Raw genomic sequence first — 18964 nt, forward strand, 5'->3', positions numbered from 1 at the left:
TCCGCCGCCACTCACAAGGCTCGGCGTGTCACCTGCCACGCCGCGACCAGCGCGTGCGCCTTGGCGCCGACCGCCGCGGCATCGTCGCCCGGCCGATAGACCCCGCCCCCGACGCCGATCCCCTCGGCGCCCGCTGCGAGCCAGTCGGCGAAATTGTCAGCGCCGGTGCCACCCACGCCCCATACCGAGACGTCGCGCGGCAACACCTCACGGATCGCCTTCAGATAGTCCGGACCGAGGGCGACCGCGGGGAACAGCTTGATCCGGCGCGCGCCGGCATCGATCGCGCGGAACGCCTCGCTCGGCGTGACGAAGCCCGGCATCGGCTCGAGCCCGAGCTCGACCGCGCGCGCGATCACCGCGGAATCGGTATTGGGGGTGACCATCACCGTTCCGCCCGTCGCGGCGAGCGCTTCGACCGCGGCGACATTGAGTACGGTCCCGCCACCGATCGCGGCCGTATCACCGAACGCCTGCTGGATCGCGGTGATGCTGGTGAACGGATCAGGCGAGTTGAGCGGCACCTCGATGATGCGTATACCGGCCTCGACAAGCGCTTCGGCGACCGGGAGCGCCTCGTCGGGGCGGATCCCGCGCAGGATGGCGACAACGGGCGGAGCGCCACCAGCCAGCAGTTCGTCGATCGTCATCGGTCCGTCTCCATCAGGGCAAGGCCGGCGAGCACACAGGCATCGCCGTCGAGCAAATTCGTGTCGATCCCGCGTGCGGCAAGCGCGCGGGCATAGCGGTCGCAGAGCGCCGGATCGCCGATGAGGCCGACCGTTTCGCCCGCGGTTGGCGCAAGCTCGGCGATCTCGCGGCCGATCAGCAGGCCCGACAGATAGCCCGCTGCCCAATCGGGCGATCGGCCCTCGATGAGCTGCGCGCTGCGCGCTTCGAACAGCGCGCCGAGCAGCAGATCGCCATCACCCGCTCGCGTCAGGCCATGCGCGAAACCGGCCTGTTCGGCGGCGGGATCGGCGTCGCTCCTGGCCGCGGCGCGCAACAGCGTCGAGCGATCGCGCAGCAGGGCGAACAGCTCGCCGGTGAAGAAGGTCTGGAAGGCGACGATCCGCCCGTCCTCGATCGTCGCCCATTTGCTGTGCGTCCCCGGCAGCGCGATCCGGTGCCGCCCGGTGCGCAGCACGGGATCGCGCGCGATCGCGCCGAACAACTGAGTCTCCTCGCCGCGCATCACGTCGGGGCCGCCCGACGGTGCGGTACAGGCGAGCCCGGCCAGGATCGCGACCGGCACGCCGTCGAGCGCGATCCGCCCCGCCTCCGCCGCCCAGCCCGCCACATCGGCCGGGCACGCCGCATAGGGCACTTCGATCCAGCCGTTGCGCGACCCGACCATGCCGCACAGCGTGATCGCCTGGGGTTCGCCATCGGCCCGCCACGGCGCGATCGCTGTGCGCAGCGTCGCTTCGGGGGTATCCTCCAGCGCGCCGATCCCCGCCGCCTCGACCCGCGCCACAACGTGGCCGGCTTCGATTCGGAACAGGCGGAGCCGGCTGGTGCCCCAATCGCCGACGATGCGATAGCTCATCGCGCGATCCGCACGCTGGCAAGCGGCAGCCCCGGCGCCGGCGCGTCGAACGCGAACAGGCCGCCAGCGAGCGGCTGCTCGGCCAGTTCGGCGTCGGACAGGCCGACGCGCGCGGTCGTGACATAGGCGGTGCGCAGATCGGGGCCGCCAAAGGCGATTTTGGTGACGTTGGCGCAGGGCAAGGCGACACGCAGCAGCAGCGTTCCGTCGGGCGCATAGCGGCGTGCCTCCCAGCCGCCCCACAGCCCGACCCAGACGCATGCTTCCGAATCGACCGTCACGCCGTCGGGATTGCCGTCCTCGGGCGCGATCGTCGCGAACAGTGTGCCATCGCGCAACAGCGTGTCGGTGGCGATGTCGAAGCGGTGGATCGTACCGGCCAACGTATCGACATGGTACAGATGGCGCCCGTCGGGACTGATCGCAGGCCCGTTGGTGATCGTACAGTCGCCGCCGACCGCGCTGATGCTTGCGCCGTCGAACACATGCACGGCGCCGCTCGGGCGCGTCTCCTCATCGTCCATCGTGCCGAACCAGAGGCGCCCCAGCGCATCGACCGTCGCATCGTTGGTGCGATTATGCACCGGCATCGACACTGTCGCGAGCGGCGGGGCAAGCGCTTCGCCGTCGAAGAGATGCAGCGCGCCGCGATTGCCGACGAGCAGCGCGCCGTCCGCGGTCGGCACGATGAAGCTCGGCGCGCCGCCCACGACATAGCTGTCGCGCGCATCGGCGGCGGGATCGTAGCGATGGATCGCCCCCGCCTTGATGTCGACGAACCACAGCATGTCATCGATCCAGGCAGGCCCCTCGCCCAGGGTCGCCTCGATCGGCCAAACCAAACGACTTTGCGGCACAGATGCTCTCCGATCGTGAGCCAATGGCCCGTAATGTCTGATCGATCATATAATTGCCCGACCCGGATCGGGCAATCGCCGATCCGCAAAGTGCGGGCGAACCCGCGACGGGCCTCCGCATGGGCTCGAAAAATGTCCCATCCCTGCCCAAATCCACCGCGTTCCGCGACATCCGCGCTGGCGTTAAAGCCGATAATCGGGCACCTGCGCCGACATGACCGGCTTACCCCATGTTCGAACGCCGACAATCAGCCTCATCATTCCCGCCTATAACGAGGAGGCCTATCTCCCCGCGTGTCTCGACGCGGTGATGCGCAATGTCGCGGGCAAGGCATTCGAGATCATCGTCGTCGATAACAACAGCACCGACGGCACCAAGGCGGTGGTCGAGCGCTACCCCTCGGTCAAATATGTGTTCGAGCCGAGCAAGGGCATCACGCGCGCACGGCAGCGCGGCTTTACCGCATCGAGCGGCGATATCCTGGCCTATGTCGATGCCGATACGCATCCGCCGGCGGGGTGGATCGAACAGATCTGGGAGCAGTTCGCCGCGAACCGCGATCTCGCCTGCCTGTCGGGCCCCTACAGCTTCTACGACCTGAGCGGGCTGCGTAACCGCGTGTCGACCGCGTGGTTCGTCGCGGCGCGCTCGATCTATAGGATCACCGGCTATCTCCTGGTCGGCGGCAATTTCGCGATCCCGCGCCACGTGCTCGAGAAGATGGGCGGCTTCGACAGCACGATCGAATTCTATGGCGAGGATGTCGATATCGCGAAGCGCGCCAAGCAGCAGGGCAAGGTCCTGTTCTCGCCGCGCTTCGTCATGCCGACCTCGGGCCGGCGGATGCAGAAGCAGGGGTTCGCGAAGATCGCGGGCATCTATCTCGCTAATTACGCCTCGATCATGGTGCGCGGCAAACCCGCGACCAAGGGCTATCAGGATATCCGCTAGCGGATGATCCGCGCTGGGTCCGGTGCGCCGCGGTCGGCTCGCCCCCTGCCCGCTACGTATAATCCCCAACTGCGCATCGGGCGTGCGTGGCCTTCACTCATCGCGTGAACCTCGTCTTCGAACTCCTGGTTGCAACCGGCATGGTGGCGCTCACCGTCGGCATCCATCTCGTCGGGATCGCGCTGCTGCTGACGGTGTTGCGCCATCACCGGGCGCGCAGCCAGCCGACGGGCAGCGTCGTCCGCGACGGGATCGGCATCATCGGCGCCGCGATAGGGCTGTTCGTGCTTCATGCGATCGAGATCTGGAGCTATGCGGCGCTCTACAGCGTGACGCGCGCGCTGCCCGATTTCGAAAGCGCTCTGTATTTTTCGACATCGACCTACGCCACGATCGGCTATGGCGATATCGTGCTCGACCGCAGCTGGCGGATCATCGGCGCGATCGAAGGCGCGAACGGCGTCATCCTGCTCGGCTGGTCGACCGCGTTCTTCGTCGCGGTGGTCGGGCGAATCCGGTTCGTCGAAGGGGAGATAGGCACATTCCGGTAACCCCGACCGATCCGCTGGCGGATGCCTTCGCGCTGTTCGTCAACAGCACCACCGACCGCGCGCAATTCCTGCTCGATCCCGCAGGGCTGGTGACAAGCTGGAATCGCGGGGCCGAGATCCTCACCGACTGGAGCGCCGAGGCGATCATCGGCCAGTCGTTCGCGCTATTCTATCCCCCCGCCGACGCCGAACGCGGCGTTCCCGCCGCCGACCTGGCGCAAGCGCGCGAGCATGTGACGACGCGCAAGGAAGCGTGGCGGATCCGGCGCGACGGTTCCGAATTTCTCGCCGATTCGACACTCGTCGCATTGCGCAACCCGGCGGGCGCGTTGCTCGGCTATGGCCAAAGCGTGTACGACGTGACCGCCCGCCGCGCGGCCGAGGCGGCGCTCGCCGATAGCGAGCAGCATGTCCGCTCGATCCTCGAAACCGTGCCCGACGCGATGATCGTGATCGACGAGCGGGGTCGGATCCTCTCGTTCAGCGCCGCCGCCGAGCGGCTGTTCGGCTATGCCGAGGCCGAATTGATCGGCCGCAACGTCAGCACGCTGATGCCCGGTCCCGACCGCGACCGCCATGACGGCTATCTCGGCCATTATCTGACGACGGGCGAGCGCCGCATCATCGGGATCGGCCGCGTCGTGGTCGGCGCGCGGCGCGATGGCAGCGTCTTCCCGATGGAACTCGCGGTCGGCGAGGCGAGCAGCCGGGGCCGCCGCATCTTCACCGGCTTCATCCGCGACCTGACCGAACAGCAACGCAGCGAATTGCGGATGAAGGAGCTCCAGTCTGAGCTGATCCACGTTTCGCGGCTCAGCGCGATGGGGACGATGGCCTCGACGCTCGCGCACGAACTCAACCAGCCGCTCACCGCGATCGCCAATTACATGGAGGCGAGCCGCGATCTGCTCGACGCGCCCGATGGCAATACGCTCGGCTATCTGCGCGAGGCCGTCGATCAATCCGCCAAGGAAACGCTGCGCGCGGGCGATATCGTCCGGGCCTTGCGGGATTTCGTGACGCGCGGTGAGGTCGATCGGCGAGTCGTCGCACTGCGTCCGCTGATCGAGGAGGCGAGCGCGCTGGCGCTGATCGGCGCACGCGAGCGCGGCGTGCGGGCCATTTTCGATTTCGAAAGCCCTGCCCCGCACGCGCTCGTCGATCGCGTGCAGATCCAGCAAGTCCTGGTCAATTTGGTGCGCAATGCGGTCGAGGCGGTCGCGCGTTCGCCGGTGCGCGACGTGACCGTCCGCGTGCGCGCGGCGGCGGGCGACATGGTCGAAATCATCGTCGCCGACACCGGCCCCGGCATTGACCCGACGGTCGCGCCGCGATTGTTCCAGGCCTTTGCCACCAGCAAGGAAAACGGCATGGGGCTCGGACTGTCAATCTGCCGGACGATCGTCGAGACGCATGGCGGGCGGATCTGGGCCGTGCCCGCCGCGAAAGGGGGTGCGGCGTTCCATTTCACCGTCCGCGGCGCGCCGGAGGACAGCGACCCCCGGAGCATTACGTAACGACGCGGCGCATCGTACCAGGCAGGATGCGCGCTCTGATCCACCGGGTGCCTATGTCCTACCTTTCCGCTGCCGATCCGCGCCGCCGTCCCCGCATCCTCCTGATCGACGCCGATGAAGGCGTCCGCCGTCAGCTGCAATTGGTGCTCGACTGGCACGGCTATGATGTCCGCTCGTTCGGTACGGCGGCGCCGGTGCTGCAGGGCGGCTATAGCGATGCCACCGACATCCTGATCACCGATTATGCCCCGCCCGACAGCAACGGGATCGCGGTGCTGCGCATCCTGCAAAGCCGCGGGTGGGAGGGGCGCGCGGTGTTGATCACCGGCACGCCGTCGCTCGAGCAGGAACGCTGCGCACGCGCATCGGGCTTTGCCGCCGTGCTCGAAAAACCGGTCCACCACGGCGATTTGATCGCCGCGATCGCGCTCAACTGACGCGGCGGTCCCCCGTTTCGGGAACCCGCAGCATGGCGAGCGCCGCCAGCGCCATCACGATCGCGGCGAACGCCATCGTCCAGATCGGCTCGGTCGGGAAGAAGGCTTTCAGCACCGATCCCATCACCGTCGCGACGAGCAGTTGCGGCACGACGATGAAGACGTTGAACAGCCCCATATAGATGCCGAGCTTGGCTTGCGGCAGGCTCGAAGCGAGGATCGCATAGGGCATTGCCAGGATCGACGCCCAGGCGATGCCGACGCCGATCTCGCTCAGGATCAGCCAGTTGGGATCGCGGATTACGAAGAAGCTGGCATAGGCCGCCGCCCCGCACAGCAAGCATGCGATATGCGTTTTCACCTTGCCGATCCGCGCCGCGAGCCGGGGCAGAACCAGCAAGGCGGCCAGCGCCGCCACGCCATTATAGACCGCGAACAGCACGCCGACCCAGTCGCCACCGGCATTGTAGGCGGCACTTTTCGGTTCGCTCGCGCCGAACATATATTGCGCGACGACGGGGGTGGTGAAGATCCACATGATGAACAGCGCCGACCAGCTGAAGAACTGCACCAGCGCCAGCCGCTTCATCACCAGCGGCATGCCCGCGAAATCGCCGACGATCATGCTGAGCGCGTTGTCAGTATTCCCGCTGCGCGCCAGCCGGATCGCGACGATGCTGGCGACACCGTAGGCGATCAGCAATGCGCCGAGCAGATAGACTTCCTTCTGCAGCGCAAGCAGCGGAACCGCTGCGACGATCGCCACCCCGCCGACGATCCACGCGAGGCTGCGCCCCAGCCCGCGTGCGGCAAGCGCGCGCATCGGTCCATCGACGCCTTCGACGGCATCGCGCTCGCCGAACGCGGCCATCTGCGCCGGACTGTATTCCTTGACGTTGCCGACCGTCCACAACACCGCGAGCAGCAGCGCCGCCCCGCCGAACCAGAAGCTGTAGCGCACCGTATCGGGCACCCCGCCCAGAGCCGCGCCCGAAACCCCCAGATGTGCCAACACGAACGGGAAGATCGACCCGACCACCGCGCCTGCACCGATGAACGCGGTCTGCAGCGCATAGCCCGCCGTATGTTGATCCTTGCGCAGCATGTCGCCGACAAACGCGCGGAACGGTTCCATCGACACGTTGACCGAGGCATCGAGCACCCACAGCGTCAGCGCGGCGAACCACAGGATCTTGGCCTCGGGCATGACGAACAGCGCGAGCGCCGCGAGCACCGCGCCCGTGAGGAAATACGGTCGCCGCCGGCCGAGCCGGTTCCACGTGCGGTCGCTGTAATAGCCGATGATCGGCTGGATCAGCAGCCCGGTCAGCGGTGCCGCGACCCACAGATACGACAGATCGTCGAGCGAACCGCCGAGCGTCTGGAAGATCCGGCTCATATTGGCGTTCTGCAGCGCAAAGCCGATCTGGATGCCGAAAAAGCCGAAGCTGATGTTCCACAGGCCGCCAAAGCCCTGCACCGGTTTTTCGTTCAACGCTGCCTCCCCTGCCCGGCGCCTGACGATCGGCCCGGGGTGTTTGTCCCGATGCGTGGCGCCAAGCCGGGGGCGGCACAAGCCTGCATACGAATGCGCAAAGCGGCGCGAGACCTTGCCGAGCCCCCGCTGGGCGTCCCATGAAGATCGCCATGAAGACTGTCAGCGTCCACCATCAGGGCCATGAACGCCGCCCGTTGCTCGTCATCGACGATTTCTGGCCCGACCCCGACATGCTGCGCGAGGACGCCGCGGCGTTGCGCATGGCGCCGATCGGCCCGCATTATCCCGGCGTTCGCGCCGAGGTGCCCGCCCGTCTCGCCGAGACGATGCGCCGGAAGATCGCGCCGTTGCTTAGCGAGCATTTCGGGCTCGATCCCGCGCCCGGCGTATCTGAGGCCTATTATTCGCTCGTCACCACGCCGCCTGCGGCCCTCGCGCCGATCCAGCGGCTGCCGCATTTCGACCGGGTCGAGCCGCGACGAATCGCGGTGCTGCTGTTCCTCGGCCACGGCGCGCAGGGTGGCACCGCATTCTACCGCCAGCGCGAGACGGGTTTCGAGAGCGTCAGTGCCGACCGGCTCGCGCGCTTTACCGCGACGCTCGAGGACGGCGTGCGCCTTCAAGGGATGCCTGAGCCCAGCTACATCTCCGGCGACACGCCCCTTTATGAGCAGATCGCGCTCCAACCCGGCGCGTACAACCGCGCGCTCGTCTATCCCGGCAACACGCTGCACTGCGCCTATCTCCCGCCCGAGGTGGCGCTGAGCGCGGATCCGCTTGCGGGGCGGCTGACGCTCAACCTGTTCCTGTTCGACGACTGAGGCGCGCGGCGGACGCCGCCTGTTATCGCTTGCTGCTGGCCCGCACCACGAGCCGGGTCGGGAGCGGCGCGGGTTCGCCAGTCCCACCGCGCAGCTGTGCAAGCAGCGTATCGACCAGGACTTCCCCCGCGCGCCGCGTATCCTGCACGACGCTCGACAGCGGCGGGCTGGTCAGCGACGCCGAGGGGATATCGTCGAACCCGACGATCGCGACATCGTCGGGCACGCGCCGCCCCGCCGCCGCCAAAGCGCGCATCGCGCCGATCGCGATGCTGTCGCTTGCCGCGAAGATCGCATCATAGGCGACGCCGCGCTCCGCCAGCGTCTCGACCGCCGCCTGCCCCGGCTCCTCGGCCGTCGTCGCATCGACGCGCAGCGCGGCATCGGGCACCAACCCGGCCGCCGCCAGTGCATCGAGATAGCCGCGATAGCGCTCCTCGAGCTCGGGATAGCGGCTGTCGGCCGATCCGAGAAAGGCGATCCGCCGCCGCCCCTGCGCGATGAGATGCGCGGTCGCCTGCGCGCCGCCGCCGCGATTGTCCGATCCGACCGTGATCCCCGCCGGCCCGGTGCCGACCGCGCCCCAGCGCACGACATGCGTCCCCTGTTCGACGAGATGATCGAGTCGCGCGCGGTACGCCTCGTAATCGCCATAGCCGAGCAGGATGATCCCGTCGGCCTTGTGGCTGTCCTGATAATCGACGTGCCAGTCGCCCGACAGCTGCTGGAACGAGATCAGCAGGTCATAGCCCGCCTTGGCGCAGGCGCGCGTGATCGATCCGAGCATCGACAGGAAGAACGGATTGATCGCGGCATCGTCATCGGCCGCCTCCTCGAAGAACAGCAGAGCGAGCGTGTTCGACGATTGGCTCCGCAGGCTCGAGGCGTTCTTGTCGACCGCATAATGCAGACTGCGCGCGATCGCCTCGATCCGCGCGCGCGTCTGCGGATTGACCGATTTCACCCCGCGAAGCGCGCGCGAAACGGTGGGCTGCGACACGCCCGCCAGCTGCGCGATATCGAGGGAAGTCGGTCGTCTGGCCATCGGGGAAAGCGGGTCCTGCGCTGCTCGGCGCCAGCGATACTGCGCCAAAGCATCCGCTGACGACAGCCCATTCGTGAATACGTATGCCCGATCCTTTCGAAATGTGTCCGCCGGAAATATAGCCGTGCCGGGCCAATCGACGCTGTTTCACGACGTCGAGGAAACTGAAGCAGAGGATGTGCGGGCCGTGCCCGCCTGATGGGGAACACTCACATGACTGATTTCGAGCCGAGCCGCGCGGACCGCGCGTGCGCGCCGCTGCGCCGCATTTCGATGACGGCACGCCTTGGCCTGTACACCAGCACCGCCGCGATCAGCGCCGCCTTGCTGCTGCCGGCTGCCGCCTACGCGCAGGATGCGACGACCACGCCGAACGCCAACCCGACCGCGAAGGCACAGGCCGAGGCAACGCCGACCCAGGCCGATCCCACGCCGCAGCCGACGACGCCCGCGCCGGTGACCACAGCAGACGTGGCACCGAGCGCAGACACCACGCCCGGCGGCGATATCGTCGTCACCGGCATCCGCGCCGGTCTCGACTCGTCGGCCAAGATCAAGCGCCAGTCGGTGCTGATCGTCGACTCGGTCTCGGCCGAAGACGTCGGCAAGCTGCCCGACGTGTCGATCGCCGACTCGCTCGCCCGCCTTCCCGGTGTCACCGCGCAGCGCCTCGAAGGCCGCGACCAGCGCCTGTCGATCCGCGGCCTCGGCCCCGACTTCTCGACCACGCTGCTCAACGGCCGCGAGCAGGTCACCGTCGGCGACAATCGCGGCGTCGAATACGACCAGTATCCGTCGGAATTCTTCAAGACGGTCAACGTCTACAAGTCGGCCGACGCCTCGCTCGTCGCGGCCGGTATCTCGGGCACGGTCGATCTGCGCATGCTGCGCCCGCTCGATCAGGGCAAGCGCGTGCTCGCGGTCAGCGCGCGCGGCCAGATGAACGGCATCAAGAACCTCAACCCCGACAGCGCGCGCTACGGCTATCGTGCGTCGGCGACCTATGTCGACAAGTTCGCGGGCGACACGCTCGGTATCGCGCTCGGCGCATCGGCGACGCTCACCCCGTCGCAGGACGAGCGCTACAATGCCTGGGGCTATGCCGGCTCGGGCACCGCGGCGAGCCCGTTCGTGCTCGGCGGCGCCAAGCCCTATGTCCAGTCGAACGAGCTCAAGCGCTATGGCGGCGTCGCGACGATCGAATGGCGTCCGTCCGACGTGTTCCATTCGACCTTCGACGCGCTCTATTCGCACTTCGAGGAAACCCAGCATCTGCGCGGGATCGAATTCCCGCTCGGCTTCTCGAGCCCGACGCAGAGCGGTGTGACCGTCGCCAACGGCTTCGCCACCGCGACGACCTTCTCGGGCGTCCATGCGATCCAGCGCAACGACTATAACCAGCGCAAGGCGGAGAATTTCTCGCTCGGTTGGAACAACGATCTCAAGCTCAGCGACAAGATCCACCTTAACGTCGATGCGAGCTGGAGCCATGCGACGCGCACCGACTTCCTGCTCGAGACCTATACCGGCGTCGGTTACGGCGGCACTGGCCCGAACGACACCGTCAGCGTGACGCAGCAGGGGAACGGCACCTACAAGATCGTGCCGACGCTCGACTATACCAACGCCAGCGTGTTCAAGCTCACCGATCCGCAGGGCTGGGGCTATAACGGCACGCAGGCTGTGGTGCAGGCCGGCTTCCTCAACCGCCCGAGCTTCAAGGACGACCTCAAGTCGCTCCGTGCGAACCTCAACGGCGAGTTCGACAACAGCATCGTGAAGAGCTGGGAAGCCGGCGCCAACTACAGCCGACGCGAGAAGACCAGCGCGTACCAGTCGTTCTTCCTGTGCCCCAAGGGCACCGGCAGCAACTGCACCGTCGCGAGCGGCACCCCGACCTCGGCACCGATCCCGACCCAGGCGATCCTCGGCAAGATCCCGCTCGACTATCTCGGCGTCCCCGCGGTGCTCGCGCTCGATCCGCTGTACCTCTACAATAACAGCTACAATAATTTTTACGACAACCGCCCGTCGTCGCTAGTGCGCGACAACGTGGTGACCGAGAACGTCTATACCGGCTACGCCAAGATCAACATCGACGGCGACGTCGGCGGCAAGGCGCTCAAGGGCTCGATCGGCACACAGGTGATCCATAGCGAGCAGCGCTCGACCGGCCAGATCGCGAGCGTCGTCAACGGCGTGGTGACGATCGCACCGGCGTCGCAGAAGTATAGCTACACCAACGTCCTTCCGTCGGCGACGATGGCGGTCGAACTGGTGCCGCTGGGCTATGTCAAGCTCGGCGCCTCGCAGACGATGGTACGTGCGCGCCTCGACCAGGAGCGCGTGACGCAGGACGTTGCGATCAACATCGCCAATATCGTACCGAACAACGTCAATCCCGGGCTCAATCCGGTGTTCACCTCGACGGGCGGCAACGTCCTGCTCAAGCCGTACAAGTCGACCAACATCGACATGTCGTTCGAGCAGTATTTCCGCGGCGGCGGCTACGTCGCACTGTCGGGCTATTACAAGCACCTCACCGACTTCGTCGATCCGAACAACAGCTATGCCTATGACTTCTCCTCGCTGCTCGGCGCGCTGTCGCCAGCACAGCAGGCGATCGTCACCGCGAACCGGCTGACGATCGGCAACGTCAGCGCGCCGGCCAATACCGGGCGCGGGAGCGTGATCGGTCTTGAAGGCACGATCTCGGTGCCGTTCAAGATGGTCAGCGAGGCGCTCGATGGCTTCGGCATGTTCGTCTCGGGCAACTACACCGAGTCGGAGATCAAGTTCGCGAGCAACCCGACCCAGGCGATCACCCTGCCCGGCCTGTCCAAATGGACCGGCAGCGGCACGGTGTATTTCGAGAAGCACGGCTTCCAGGCGCGCGTGAACTATCGCTATCGCTCGTCGTTCCTCGCCGAAGTCGCGGGCCTGTCGGCAACGCCGACGTATCGCACGGCGCGGTCGGAAGGCATTCTCGATGCGCAGATCGGCTATGAGTTCCAGAGCGGGTTCCTCAAGAACTTCGCGATCCTGGCGCAGGCGAAGAACCTGACCGATCGTCCGTTCGTGACGTACCAGAATGACGACCCGCGCCAGGTGATCGATTACCAGCGCTACGGCCGTGATTACTATCTGGGCGTAACCTACAAGTTCTGACCGCGATCGGCGGCGGACGGCGAAACCTTTCGCTGTCCGCCGTTCCGCGAGTCGGGTGTTGAAGAAGCGGAGACGCGGACCATGGCCAATCTATCCGAGCCGACCGGGCCGATCCGGATCGTGATCGTCGGCGGCGGCACCGCCGGTTGGATGGCGGCGGCCACCTTCGCGCGCTTCCTGGAAACCGGCTTCGAGATCGATCTGGTCGAGTCCGACGAGATCGGCACCGTCGGCGTCGGCGAAGCGACGATCCCGCAGATCCGCCTGTTCAACGACGCGCTCGGGCTCGACGAGGATGCGTTCCTGCGCGCGACGCAGGGGACCTACAAGCTCGGCATCGAATTCGTCGACTGGCTGCGGCCGGGGCATCGCTACATGCACGCGTTCGGCGCAGTCGGGCGCGATGTCGGCTTGCTGCCGTTCCACCAATATTGGCTGCGGGCCAAGGCGCTTGGCAGCGCGAAGGACCTCGCCGCCTATTCGCTCAACAATCAGGCGGCGCTGGCCGATCGGATGCAGCGCGGACCGGCGCGGACTGCGCGCGTGCTGCCCGACATGCCGTCCGCCTTTCATTTCGACGCGGGCCTCTATGCGCGCCATTTGCGCCGCTATAGCGAGACGCGCGGGATCAATCGGATCGAAGGCAAGGTCGTCCGCGTCGATCAGGACGAAACCGGCGATATCTCAACGCTTGTTCTCGAGGACGGCACGACGCTGGCCGCCGACCTGTTTATCGATTGCACGGGTTTCCGCGGACTGCTGATCGAGCAGACGCTCAAGACCGGCTATGACGACTGGACCCACTGGCTCCCGGCCGACCGCGCGATCGCGGTGCCGTCGGCGCGCAGCACGGCGTTCACCCCCTATACGCGCTCGACCGCCAAGGCGGCGGGCTGGCAGTGGCGGATCCCGTTGCAGCATCGCACCGGCAACGGTCTGGTCTATTCGTCGCAGCATCTAAGCGACGACGAGGCGACCGCGACCTTGCTCGCCGGGCTCGATGGTGCGCCGCTCGCCGATCCGCGCCCGATCCAATTCCGCACCGGCAAGCGTCGGAAGATGTGGAACCGCAACGTCGTTGCGATCGGCCTGTCGGGCGGCTTCATGGAACCGCTCGAATCGACCAGCATCCATCTGATCCAGTCGGCGATCGCGCGGCTGCTGAAGCTGCTCCCTGGCCGCGCAATTCCGCAGGCCGACCGCGACGAATTCAACCGCCAGAGCGATTTCGAATACGAACGCATCCGCGACTTCATCATCCTGCATTATCACGCCAACGACCGGACCGAGCCGTTCTGGCGGATGTGCCGCGAGGCGGCGCTGCCCGAAACGCTCGCCGTCAAGATCGACCTGTGGCGCGGCAACGGCCACATCACGCGCGAGCATGAGGAGCTCTTCACCGAGGTCGGCTGGCTTCAGGTGTTCGCGGGCCAGGGCGTGATGCCGGCGGGGCATCATCCGCTCGCCGATGCGATCCCGGCCGCCGATCTCGCCGAATTCCTAGATACGATCGACCAACTCAACGCGCGTGAGGTTGCCCAGATGCCGAGCCATGCCGACTTCATCGCGCGCCACTGCGCCGCGCCGACGCCGGTGACGGCATGAGCCTCGCCGCCGCCTTGCTGTTCGCGCTCGCTGGCTCAGCGACCACCGTCCCCGTCGAACAGGTGCGCGCGCGGCTGCCCGAGGACGAGATCATCTATTTCGTCCTGCCCGACCGGTTCGACAATGGCGATCCGGCCAACGACACAGGCGAACTGACCGGTGACCGGCTGAAGACGGGCTACGACCCGACCGCAAAGGGTTTCTATCATGGCGGCGATCTCAAGGGTCTGACGCAGCGGCTCGATTACATCCAGGCGCTCGGCGTTACCGCGATCTGGGTCGCGCCGGTGTTCAAGAACAAGCCCGTGCAAGGTGCGGCAGGGCATGAGAGCGCCGGCTATCACGGCTATTGGATCACCGACTTCACCAAGGTCGATCCGCATTTCGGCACCGATGCCGAGTTCGCGGCCTTCGTCGATGCGGCGCACGCGCGCGGGATGAAAGTCTATATGGACATCATCGCCAACCACACTGCCGACGTGATCCAGTACCGCGAATGCGTCGGCAAAAGTTGCGCGTATCGCAGCAAGTCGGATTATCCGTATCAGCGCCGCCTCGGCGTCACGGGCAAGCCGATCAACGCCGGTTTTGCGGGCGACGCGGTGCAGACGCCCGAGAATTTCGCCAAGCTGACCGATCCGGCTTATGCCTACACGCCCTTTGTTCCCGCAGGCGAAGCGCATGTGAAGGTGCCCGAATGGCTCAACGACCCGCGCTATTACCACAATCGCGGCGACTCGACCTTCGCAGGCGAATCCGCGCGCTACGGCGATTTCAGCGGGCTCGACGATGTGATGACCGAGGACCCGCGCGTCATCGCCGGGTTCATCGCGATCTATGGCGGCTGGATCGATCGCTTCGGCGTCGACGGCTTCCGCATCGACACCGCGCGCCATGTGAACCCCGAATTCTGGCAGGCGTTCATCCCCGCGATGCAATCGCGCGCAGCGGCCCGCGGCATCCCCAACTTTCCGATCTTCGGCGAAGTCTATTCGGAAGCCGTCGACCCCGGTTACACCGCGCAATTCACGCGCCGCGACGGCTATCCCGAAGTGCTCGACTTCTCGTTCCAGGCGGCCGCGCGCGCGATGCTGAGCGGCAAGGCTGGCACCGACGTCTTCGCCAAGCTGATCGACGGCGACGTGCTCTACCAGGGCGGCGATGCCACCGCGCTGCGATTGCCGACGTTCCTCGGCAATCACGACATGGGCCGGATGGGGCACATGCTTGATCTGGCCTGGCCCAAGGCGACCGACGCCGAACGGCTTCAGCGGCTCGAACTCGCGCACGTCCTGCTGCTTTCGGCGCGCGGTGTGCCGACGATCTATTCGGGCGACGAGCAGGGCTTCACCGGGCACGGCGGCGATCAGGATTCGCGCGAGGACATGTTCGCCAGCCAGGTCACGAGCTATAACGACAACCGCCTGATCGGCTCGACGAGCACGACGGCGACCGCGCATTTCGGCACTGACAACCCGATCTTCCAGACGATCGCGCGTCTGTCGCAGATCCGGCGGACCCACGCGCAGTTGCGCCACGGTCGCACCGTCGTCCGTTTCGCGTCGGACAAGCCCGGCCTGCTCGCCTTCACGCGCGGCGACGATGATGGGCGCGAGATTCTCGTCGTGCTCAACACCTCGAGCCAGCCGCTCAGCGCCAATGTCGAGGTCGGGGCGCAGTCGGCCGGCTTCGCCACGCTCGCCGGCGCCTGCCCCGCCAAAATCACCGCACCCGGCTCGGCTGCGATCACGCTCCCGCCGCTCGGCTACGCCATCTGCGCCGCCACTCCTGCCCGCCTCCCCAGCGAATGAGTCCTATGCCCGCCCCTGCCGTCCAGTCCGATCCCGCCGCCCCCATGCAATGGTGGAAGGGCGCCGCCATCTATCAGATCTATCCACGCAGCTTCGCCGATGCGAACGGCGACGGGATCGGCGACCTCAACGGCATCACCGCGCATCTGGAGCACGTCGCCTCGCTCGGGATGGACGCGGTGTGGCTGTCGCCCTTCTTCACCTCGCCGATGAAGGATTTCGGCTATGATGTTGCGAACTATCGCGATGTCGATCCAATCTTCGGCACGCTCGCCGATTTCGACGCGCTGGTTGCGCGCGCGCACGATCTCGGACTGCGGATCATCATCGACCAGGTCTATTCGCACACCTCGAACGCGCACCCGTGGTTCGAGGCGAGCCGCGCGAGCCGGTCGGGCGACAAGGCCGATTGGTACGTCTGGGCCGACGCCAAGCCCGACGGCAGCCCGCCATCGAACTGGCAATCAGTGTTCGGCGGCCCGGCCTGGACATGGGACGCTCGGCGCCAGCAATATTATCTGCACAACTTCCTCAAGGAACAGCCGCAGCTCAACGGCCACAACCCGGCGGTGCAGCAGGAACTGCTCGACACCGCGCGCTTCTGGCTCGATCGCGGGGTCGACGGCTTCCGGCTCGACGCGATCAACTTCGCGATGCACGACCCGGCGCTGACCGACAACCCGCCCGCGCCCGCGACCAACCGGGCTCGCACGCGTCCGTTCGATTTCCAGCTCAAGCTTCACAACCAGAGCCATGCCGACATTCCGGCGTTCCTCGAGCGGATTCGCGCGCTGACGGACGCGTATGGCGCGGGCTTCACCGTCGCGGAAATCGGTGGCGAGGATAGCGACCGCGAGATGAAGCTGTTCACCGCGGGCGGCAGACGGCTCGACAGCGCGTACAGCTTCGACTTCCTCTACGCCGACGCACTTACGCCAGACCTCGTCGCGGACTCGCTCGCGCGCTGGCCGAACGATCCGACGATCGGCTGGCCGAGCTGGGCGTTCGAAAACCACGATGCGCCGCGGGCGGTGTCGCGCTGGACCAGCCCCGACCATGCGACGGCATTCGCGCGGATGAAGCTGCTGCTGCTGGCGTGCCTGCGCGGCAACATCTTCCTGTATCAGGGCGAGGAGCTCGGGCTGACGCAGGTCGACATCGCGTTCGAGGATCTGCTCGATCCCGAGGCGATCGCGAACTGGCCGATGACGCTGTCGCGCGACGGGGCCCGCACGCCGATGCCATGGACCGGTAGCGCGCCCGACCTCGGTTTCGGCAGCGAGACGCCGTGGCTGCCCTTCGGTGGTGATCACGCCGCGCTGGCGGTAGACGTGCAGGATGCCGATCCGGACTCGCAGCTCAACTGGACGCGCCGCGTGATCGCGGCGCGCAACGCGCATCCGGCGTTGCGGTCGGGCGATCTACGCATGCGCTACAGCGACGCGGCGATCCTGGCGTTCGAACGCGCGGAAGCTGGCGAGCGGCTGCTGTGCGTGTTCAACATGAGCGCTTCGGCGCGTGCATGGCCGGCGGGCGTCGAGCAGCCAGGCACGATCGTGCTCGCTACCAGCGAGACAGAGGCAACCACCCTGCCCGCCTTTGCCGGGTTGGTGCTGCGCCTGTGAACCATTCCGCCAGGGACTTCGCCCGCGACGGCGCGATCGTGATCCTTGGCGGCGGAACCGCGGGCTGGATTGCAGCGTGCCTTATCGCGCAGCGCTGGCCGCAGGGGCGGGTGACGCTCGTCGAAAGCCCCGAGATCGGCATCGTCGGCGTCGGCGAAGGCTCGACACCGCAATTGAAGTATTTCTTCGACCGGCTCGGCATTGCCGAGGCCGAGTGGATGCCCGCCTGCGATGCGACCTACAAACTCGGCATCGGCTTCGAGGGATGGTCCGATCGTCAAGGGTTCGAGCGCTATTTCCACCCGTTCCCGACTGCGCTCGACAGCCACACCGCAGGCAGCTTCTTCTACAACACGCGCGCGCGCCGTACCGGCCGCGACGTCGCGGCGCACCCCGATCAGTTCCTGCTGCCTGCCCGACTTGCCGCGGCTGGATGCGCGCCGCAGTCCGACGAGAGCTTTCCGTTCGAGGTGAGCTACGGCTATCACTTCGACGCCTATAAGGTGGGCGCGTTCCTCGGCCGGCATGCGGTCGCCAAGCTTGGCGTCACGCACCTGCAGCACCGTGTCGAAGGGATCGAACGCCGCGCCGATGGCGGTATCGCCGCCTTGCTGTGCGACGGCGGCGAGCGGATCGCGGGCGATGTCTTCATCGACAGCAGCGGGTTTCGCAGCCTCTTGTTCGAGGGCACGCTCGGCGTCCCGTTCGTCAGTTATGGCGATACGCTGTTCAACGACTCGGCCGTCGTCATGCCGACCTCGCGCGATGCGGCTGAGCCGCTCGCGAGCCAGACGCGCGCTACCGCTCTGTCGGCCGGCTGGGTGTGGGACATCCCGCTGACTAGCCGGACTGGCAACGGCTATGTCTATTCGAGCGCATACCTCGGCAGTGACCAAGCGGAGGCCGAACTGCGCGCCCACCTCGCCATCGGCAACGAAGGCACTGCACGCCACCTCTCGATGCGCGTCGGGCGCGTCGCCGAAAGCTGGTCGCACAACGCGCTCGCTGTGGGCCTGGCGCAGGGGTTCCTCGAGCCGCTCGAGGCGACAGCGCTGCACATCGTTATCGCGACGGTCGAGGCGTTCCTCGACGCGGTCGATCAGGACGGCTTCACCGAGAAGGCCCGCGCCCCCTTCAACGCGCGCATCGCCGCGCGGTACGATGGCGTCCGCGACTATATCGTCGCGCATTACCGGCTCAACCAGCACCATGCCGACCCGCACGGCTATTGGGCGGCAGCGCGTGCGGTCGAGCCCTCCGATACGCTCAAGCGCGTGATGTCCGCCTGGTTCACCGGCGCCGACCTCGCCGCGACGATCGATCAGCTCGACATCGCGCGCTATTACAACGCGATCAGCTGGCACTGCCTGCTCGCAGGGTACGGGACCTTTCCCGAAGACGCCCGGCTCGTGCCCCCCGGCCCCGACATTGATCGGATCGACATGGCCGGGATCGACGACTTCCTGCGCCGCTGTGCGCTCAATTTCCGCCCCCATACCGACCACCTCCCCCGGTAATCTGTTGAGAG

Annotated in this window: 15 protein-coding genes; 10 read left to right on the forward strand and 5 right to left on the reverse strand. The window is 66.7% G+C overall.

Annotated elements, in window-relative coordinates; translation table 11 throughout:
• Nucleotides 1–11 precede the first annotated feature (11 nt).
• The 3 genes from EAH76_RS05380 to EAH76_RS05390 are packed head-to-tail and all read right to left on the reverse strand — an operon-like array spanning nucleotide 12 to nucleotide 2406.
• Complete coding sequence (locus EAH76_RS05380) at nucleotides 12–650, reverse strand: 2-dehydro-3-deoxy-6-phosphogalactonate aldolase (protein WP_140848945.1); 639 nt, start codon at nucleotides 648–650, stop codon at nucleotides 12–14.
• Nucleotides 647–1549, reverse strand: coding sequence for a 2-dehydro-3-deoxygalactonokinase (locus tag EAH76_RS05385; protein WP_140848947.1), 903 nt, complete (start codon nucleotides 1547–1549; stop codon nucleotides 647–649). The genes EAH76_RS05380 and EAH76_RS05385 overlap by 4 nt, the downstream gene beginning before the upstream one ends.
• Complete coding sequence (locus EAH76_RS05390) at nucleotides 1546–2406, reverse strand: SMP-30/gluconolactonase/LRE family protein (RefSeq protein ID WP_241659569.1); 861 nt, start codon at nucleotides 2404–2406, stop codon at nucleotides 1546–1548. The genes EAH76_RS05385 and EAH76_RS05390 overlap by 4 nt, the downstream gene beginning before the upstream one ends.
• A 214-nt stretch (nucleotides 2407–2620) precedes the next feature.
• On the opposite strand from EAH76_RS05390, the gene EAH76_RS05395 reads away from it, so the two are divergent.
• From EAH76_RS05395 to EAH76_RS05410, 4 genes are all read left to right on the forward strand, one after another.
• Nucleotides 2621–3358 carry a glycosyltransferase family 2 protein gene (locus EAH76_RS05395; protein WP_140848949.1) on the forward strand — a complete coding sequence of 246 codons (738 nt, stop codon included), beginning with the start codon at nucleotides 2621–2623 and terminating at the stop codon, nucleotides 3356–3358.
• 86 nt (nucleotides 3359–3444) lie between these two features.
• A complete protein-coding gene (locus EAH76_RS05400; protein ID WP_347233103.1) occupies nucleotides 3445–3909 on the forward strand; it encodes a potassium channel family protein in 465 nt (154 codons plus the stop codon).
• A 32-nt stretch (nucleotides 3910–3941) separates the two neighbouring features.
• A complete protein-coding gene (locus tag EAH76_RS05405) occupies nucleotides 3942–5426 on the forward strand; it encodes a PAS domain-containing sensor histidine kinase (RefSeq protein WP_140850373.1) in 1485 nt (494 codons plus the stop codon).
• 53 nt (nucleotides 5427–5479) lie between these two features.
• Nucleotides 5480–5863, forward strand: a complete 384-nt coding sequence (locus EAH76_RS05410) for a response regulator (RefSeq protein ID WP_140848951.1) — start codon at nucleotides 5480–5482, stop codon at nucleotides 5861–5863.
• Here the strand turns inward: EAH76_RS05410 and EAH76_RS05415 are convergent.
• Nucleotides 5856–7358 carry an MFS transporter gene (locus EAH76_RS05415; protein WP_170208002.1) on the reverse strand — a complete coding sequence of 501 codons (1503 nt, stop codon included), beginning with the start codon at nucleotides 7356–7358 and terminating at the stop codon, nucleotides 5856–5858. The two genes, EAH76_RS05410 and EAH76_RS05415, sit on opposite strands and share 8 nt — an antisense overlap.
• A gap of 152 nt (nucleotides 7359–7510) precedes the next feature.
• Here EAH76_RS05415 and EAH76_RS05420 point away from each other — a divergent pair, with 152 nt between their 5' ends.
• On the forward strand, nucleotides 7511–8182 hold the full coding sequence (locus EAH76_RS05420) for a DUF6445 family protein (protein WP_140848953.1): 672 nt from the start codon (nucleotides 7511–7513) through the stop codon (nucleotides 8180–8182).
• 22 nt (nucleotides 8183–8204) lie between these two features.
• Here the strand turns inward: EAH76_RS05420 and EAH76_RS05425 are convergent, their stop codons facing one another.
• Complete coding sequence (locus EAH76_RS05425) at nucleotides 8205–9227, reverse strand: LacI family DNA-binding transcriptional regulator (protein ID WP_140848955.1); 1023 nt, start codon at nucleotides 9225–9227, stop codon at nucleotides 8205–8207.
• A gap of 213 nt (nucleotides 9228–9440) precedes the next feature.
• Here EAH76_RS05425 and EAH76_RS05430 point away from each other — a divergent pair, with 213 nt between their 5' ends.
• The 5 genes from EAH76_RS05430 to EAH76_RS05450 all read left to right on the forward strand — a co-directional run bounded on the left by EAH76_RS05430 (nucleotide 9441) and on the right by EAH76_RS05450 (nucleotide 18953).
• The gene (locus EAH76_RS05430; protein ID WP_140848957.1) at nucleotides 9441–12395 is read left to right on the forward strand and encodes a TonB-dependent receptor; all 2955 of its coding nucleotides are present in this window, start codon (nucleotides 9441–9443) and stop codon (nucleotides 12393–12395) included.
• Nucleotides 12396–12476: 81 nt separating this feature from the next.
• A complete protein-coding gene (locus EAH76_RS05435; protein WP_140848959.1) occupies nucleotides 12477–14000 on the forward strand; it encodes a tryptophan halogenase family protein in 1524 nt (507 codons plus the stop codon).
• Entirely contained in the window at nucleotides 13997–15811 is a 1815-nt protein-coding gene (locus tag EAH76_RS05440) for an alpha-amylase family glycosyl hydrolase (RefSeq protein ID WP_140848961.1), read from the forward strand. The genes EAH76_RS05435 and EAH76_RS05440 overlap by 4 nt, the downstream gene beginning before the upstream one ends.
• Nucleotides 15812–15816: 5 nt before the next feature.
• Nucleotides 15817–17436 (forward strand): alpha-glucosidase, encoded by a 1620-nt coding sequence (locus tag EAH76_RS05445; RefSeq protein ID WP_140848963.1) that lies wholly within the window; start codon nucleotides 15817–15819, stop codon nucleotides 17434–17436.
• On the forward strand, nucleotides 17433–18953 hold the full coding sequence (locus EAH76_RS05450) for a tryptophan halogenase family protein (protein WP_241659570.1): 1521 nt from the start codon (nucleotides 17433–17435) through the stop codon (nucleotides 18951–18953). The genes EAH76_RS05445 and EAH76_RS05450 overlap by 4 nt, the downstream gene beginning before the upstream one ends.
• The last annotated feature ends 11 nt before the right edge of the window (nucleotides 18954–18964 follow it).

The organism is Sphingomonas glacialis, assembly GCF_006439055.1.
GTDB classification, from domain to species: domain Bacteria; phylum Pseudomonadota; class Alphaproteobacteria; order Sphingomonadales; family Sphingomonadaceae; genus Sphingomonas; species Sphingomonas glacialis_A.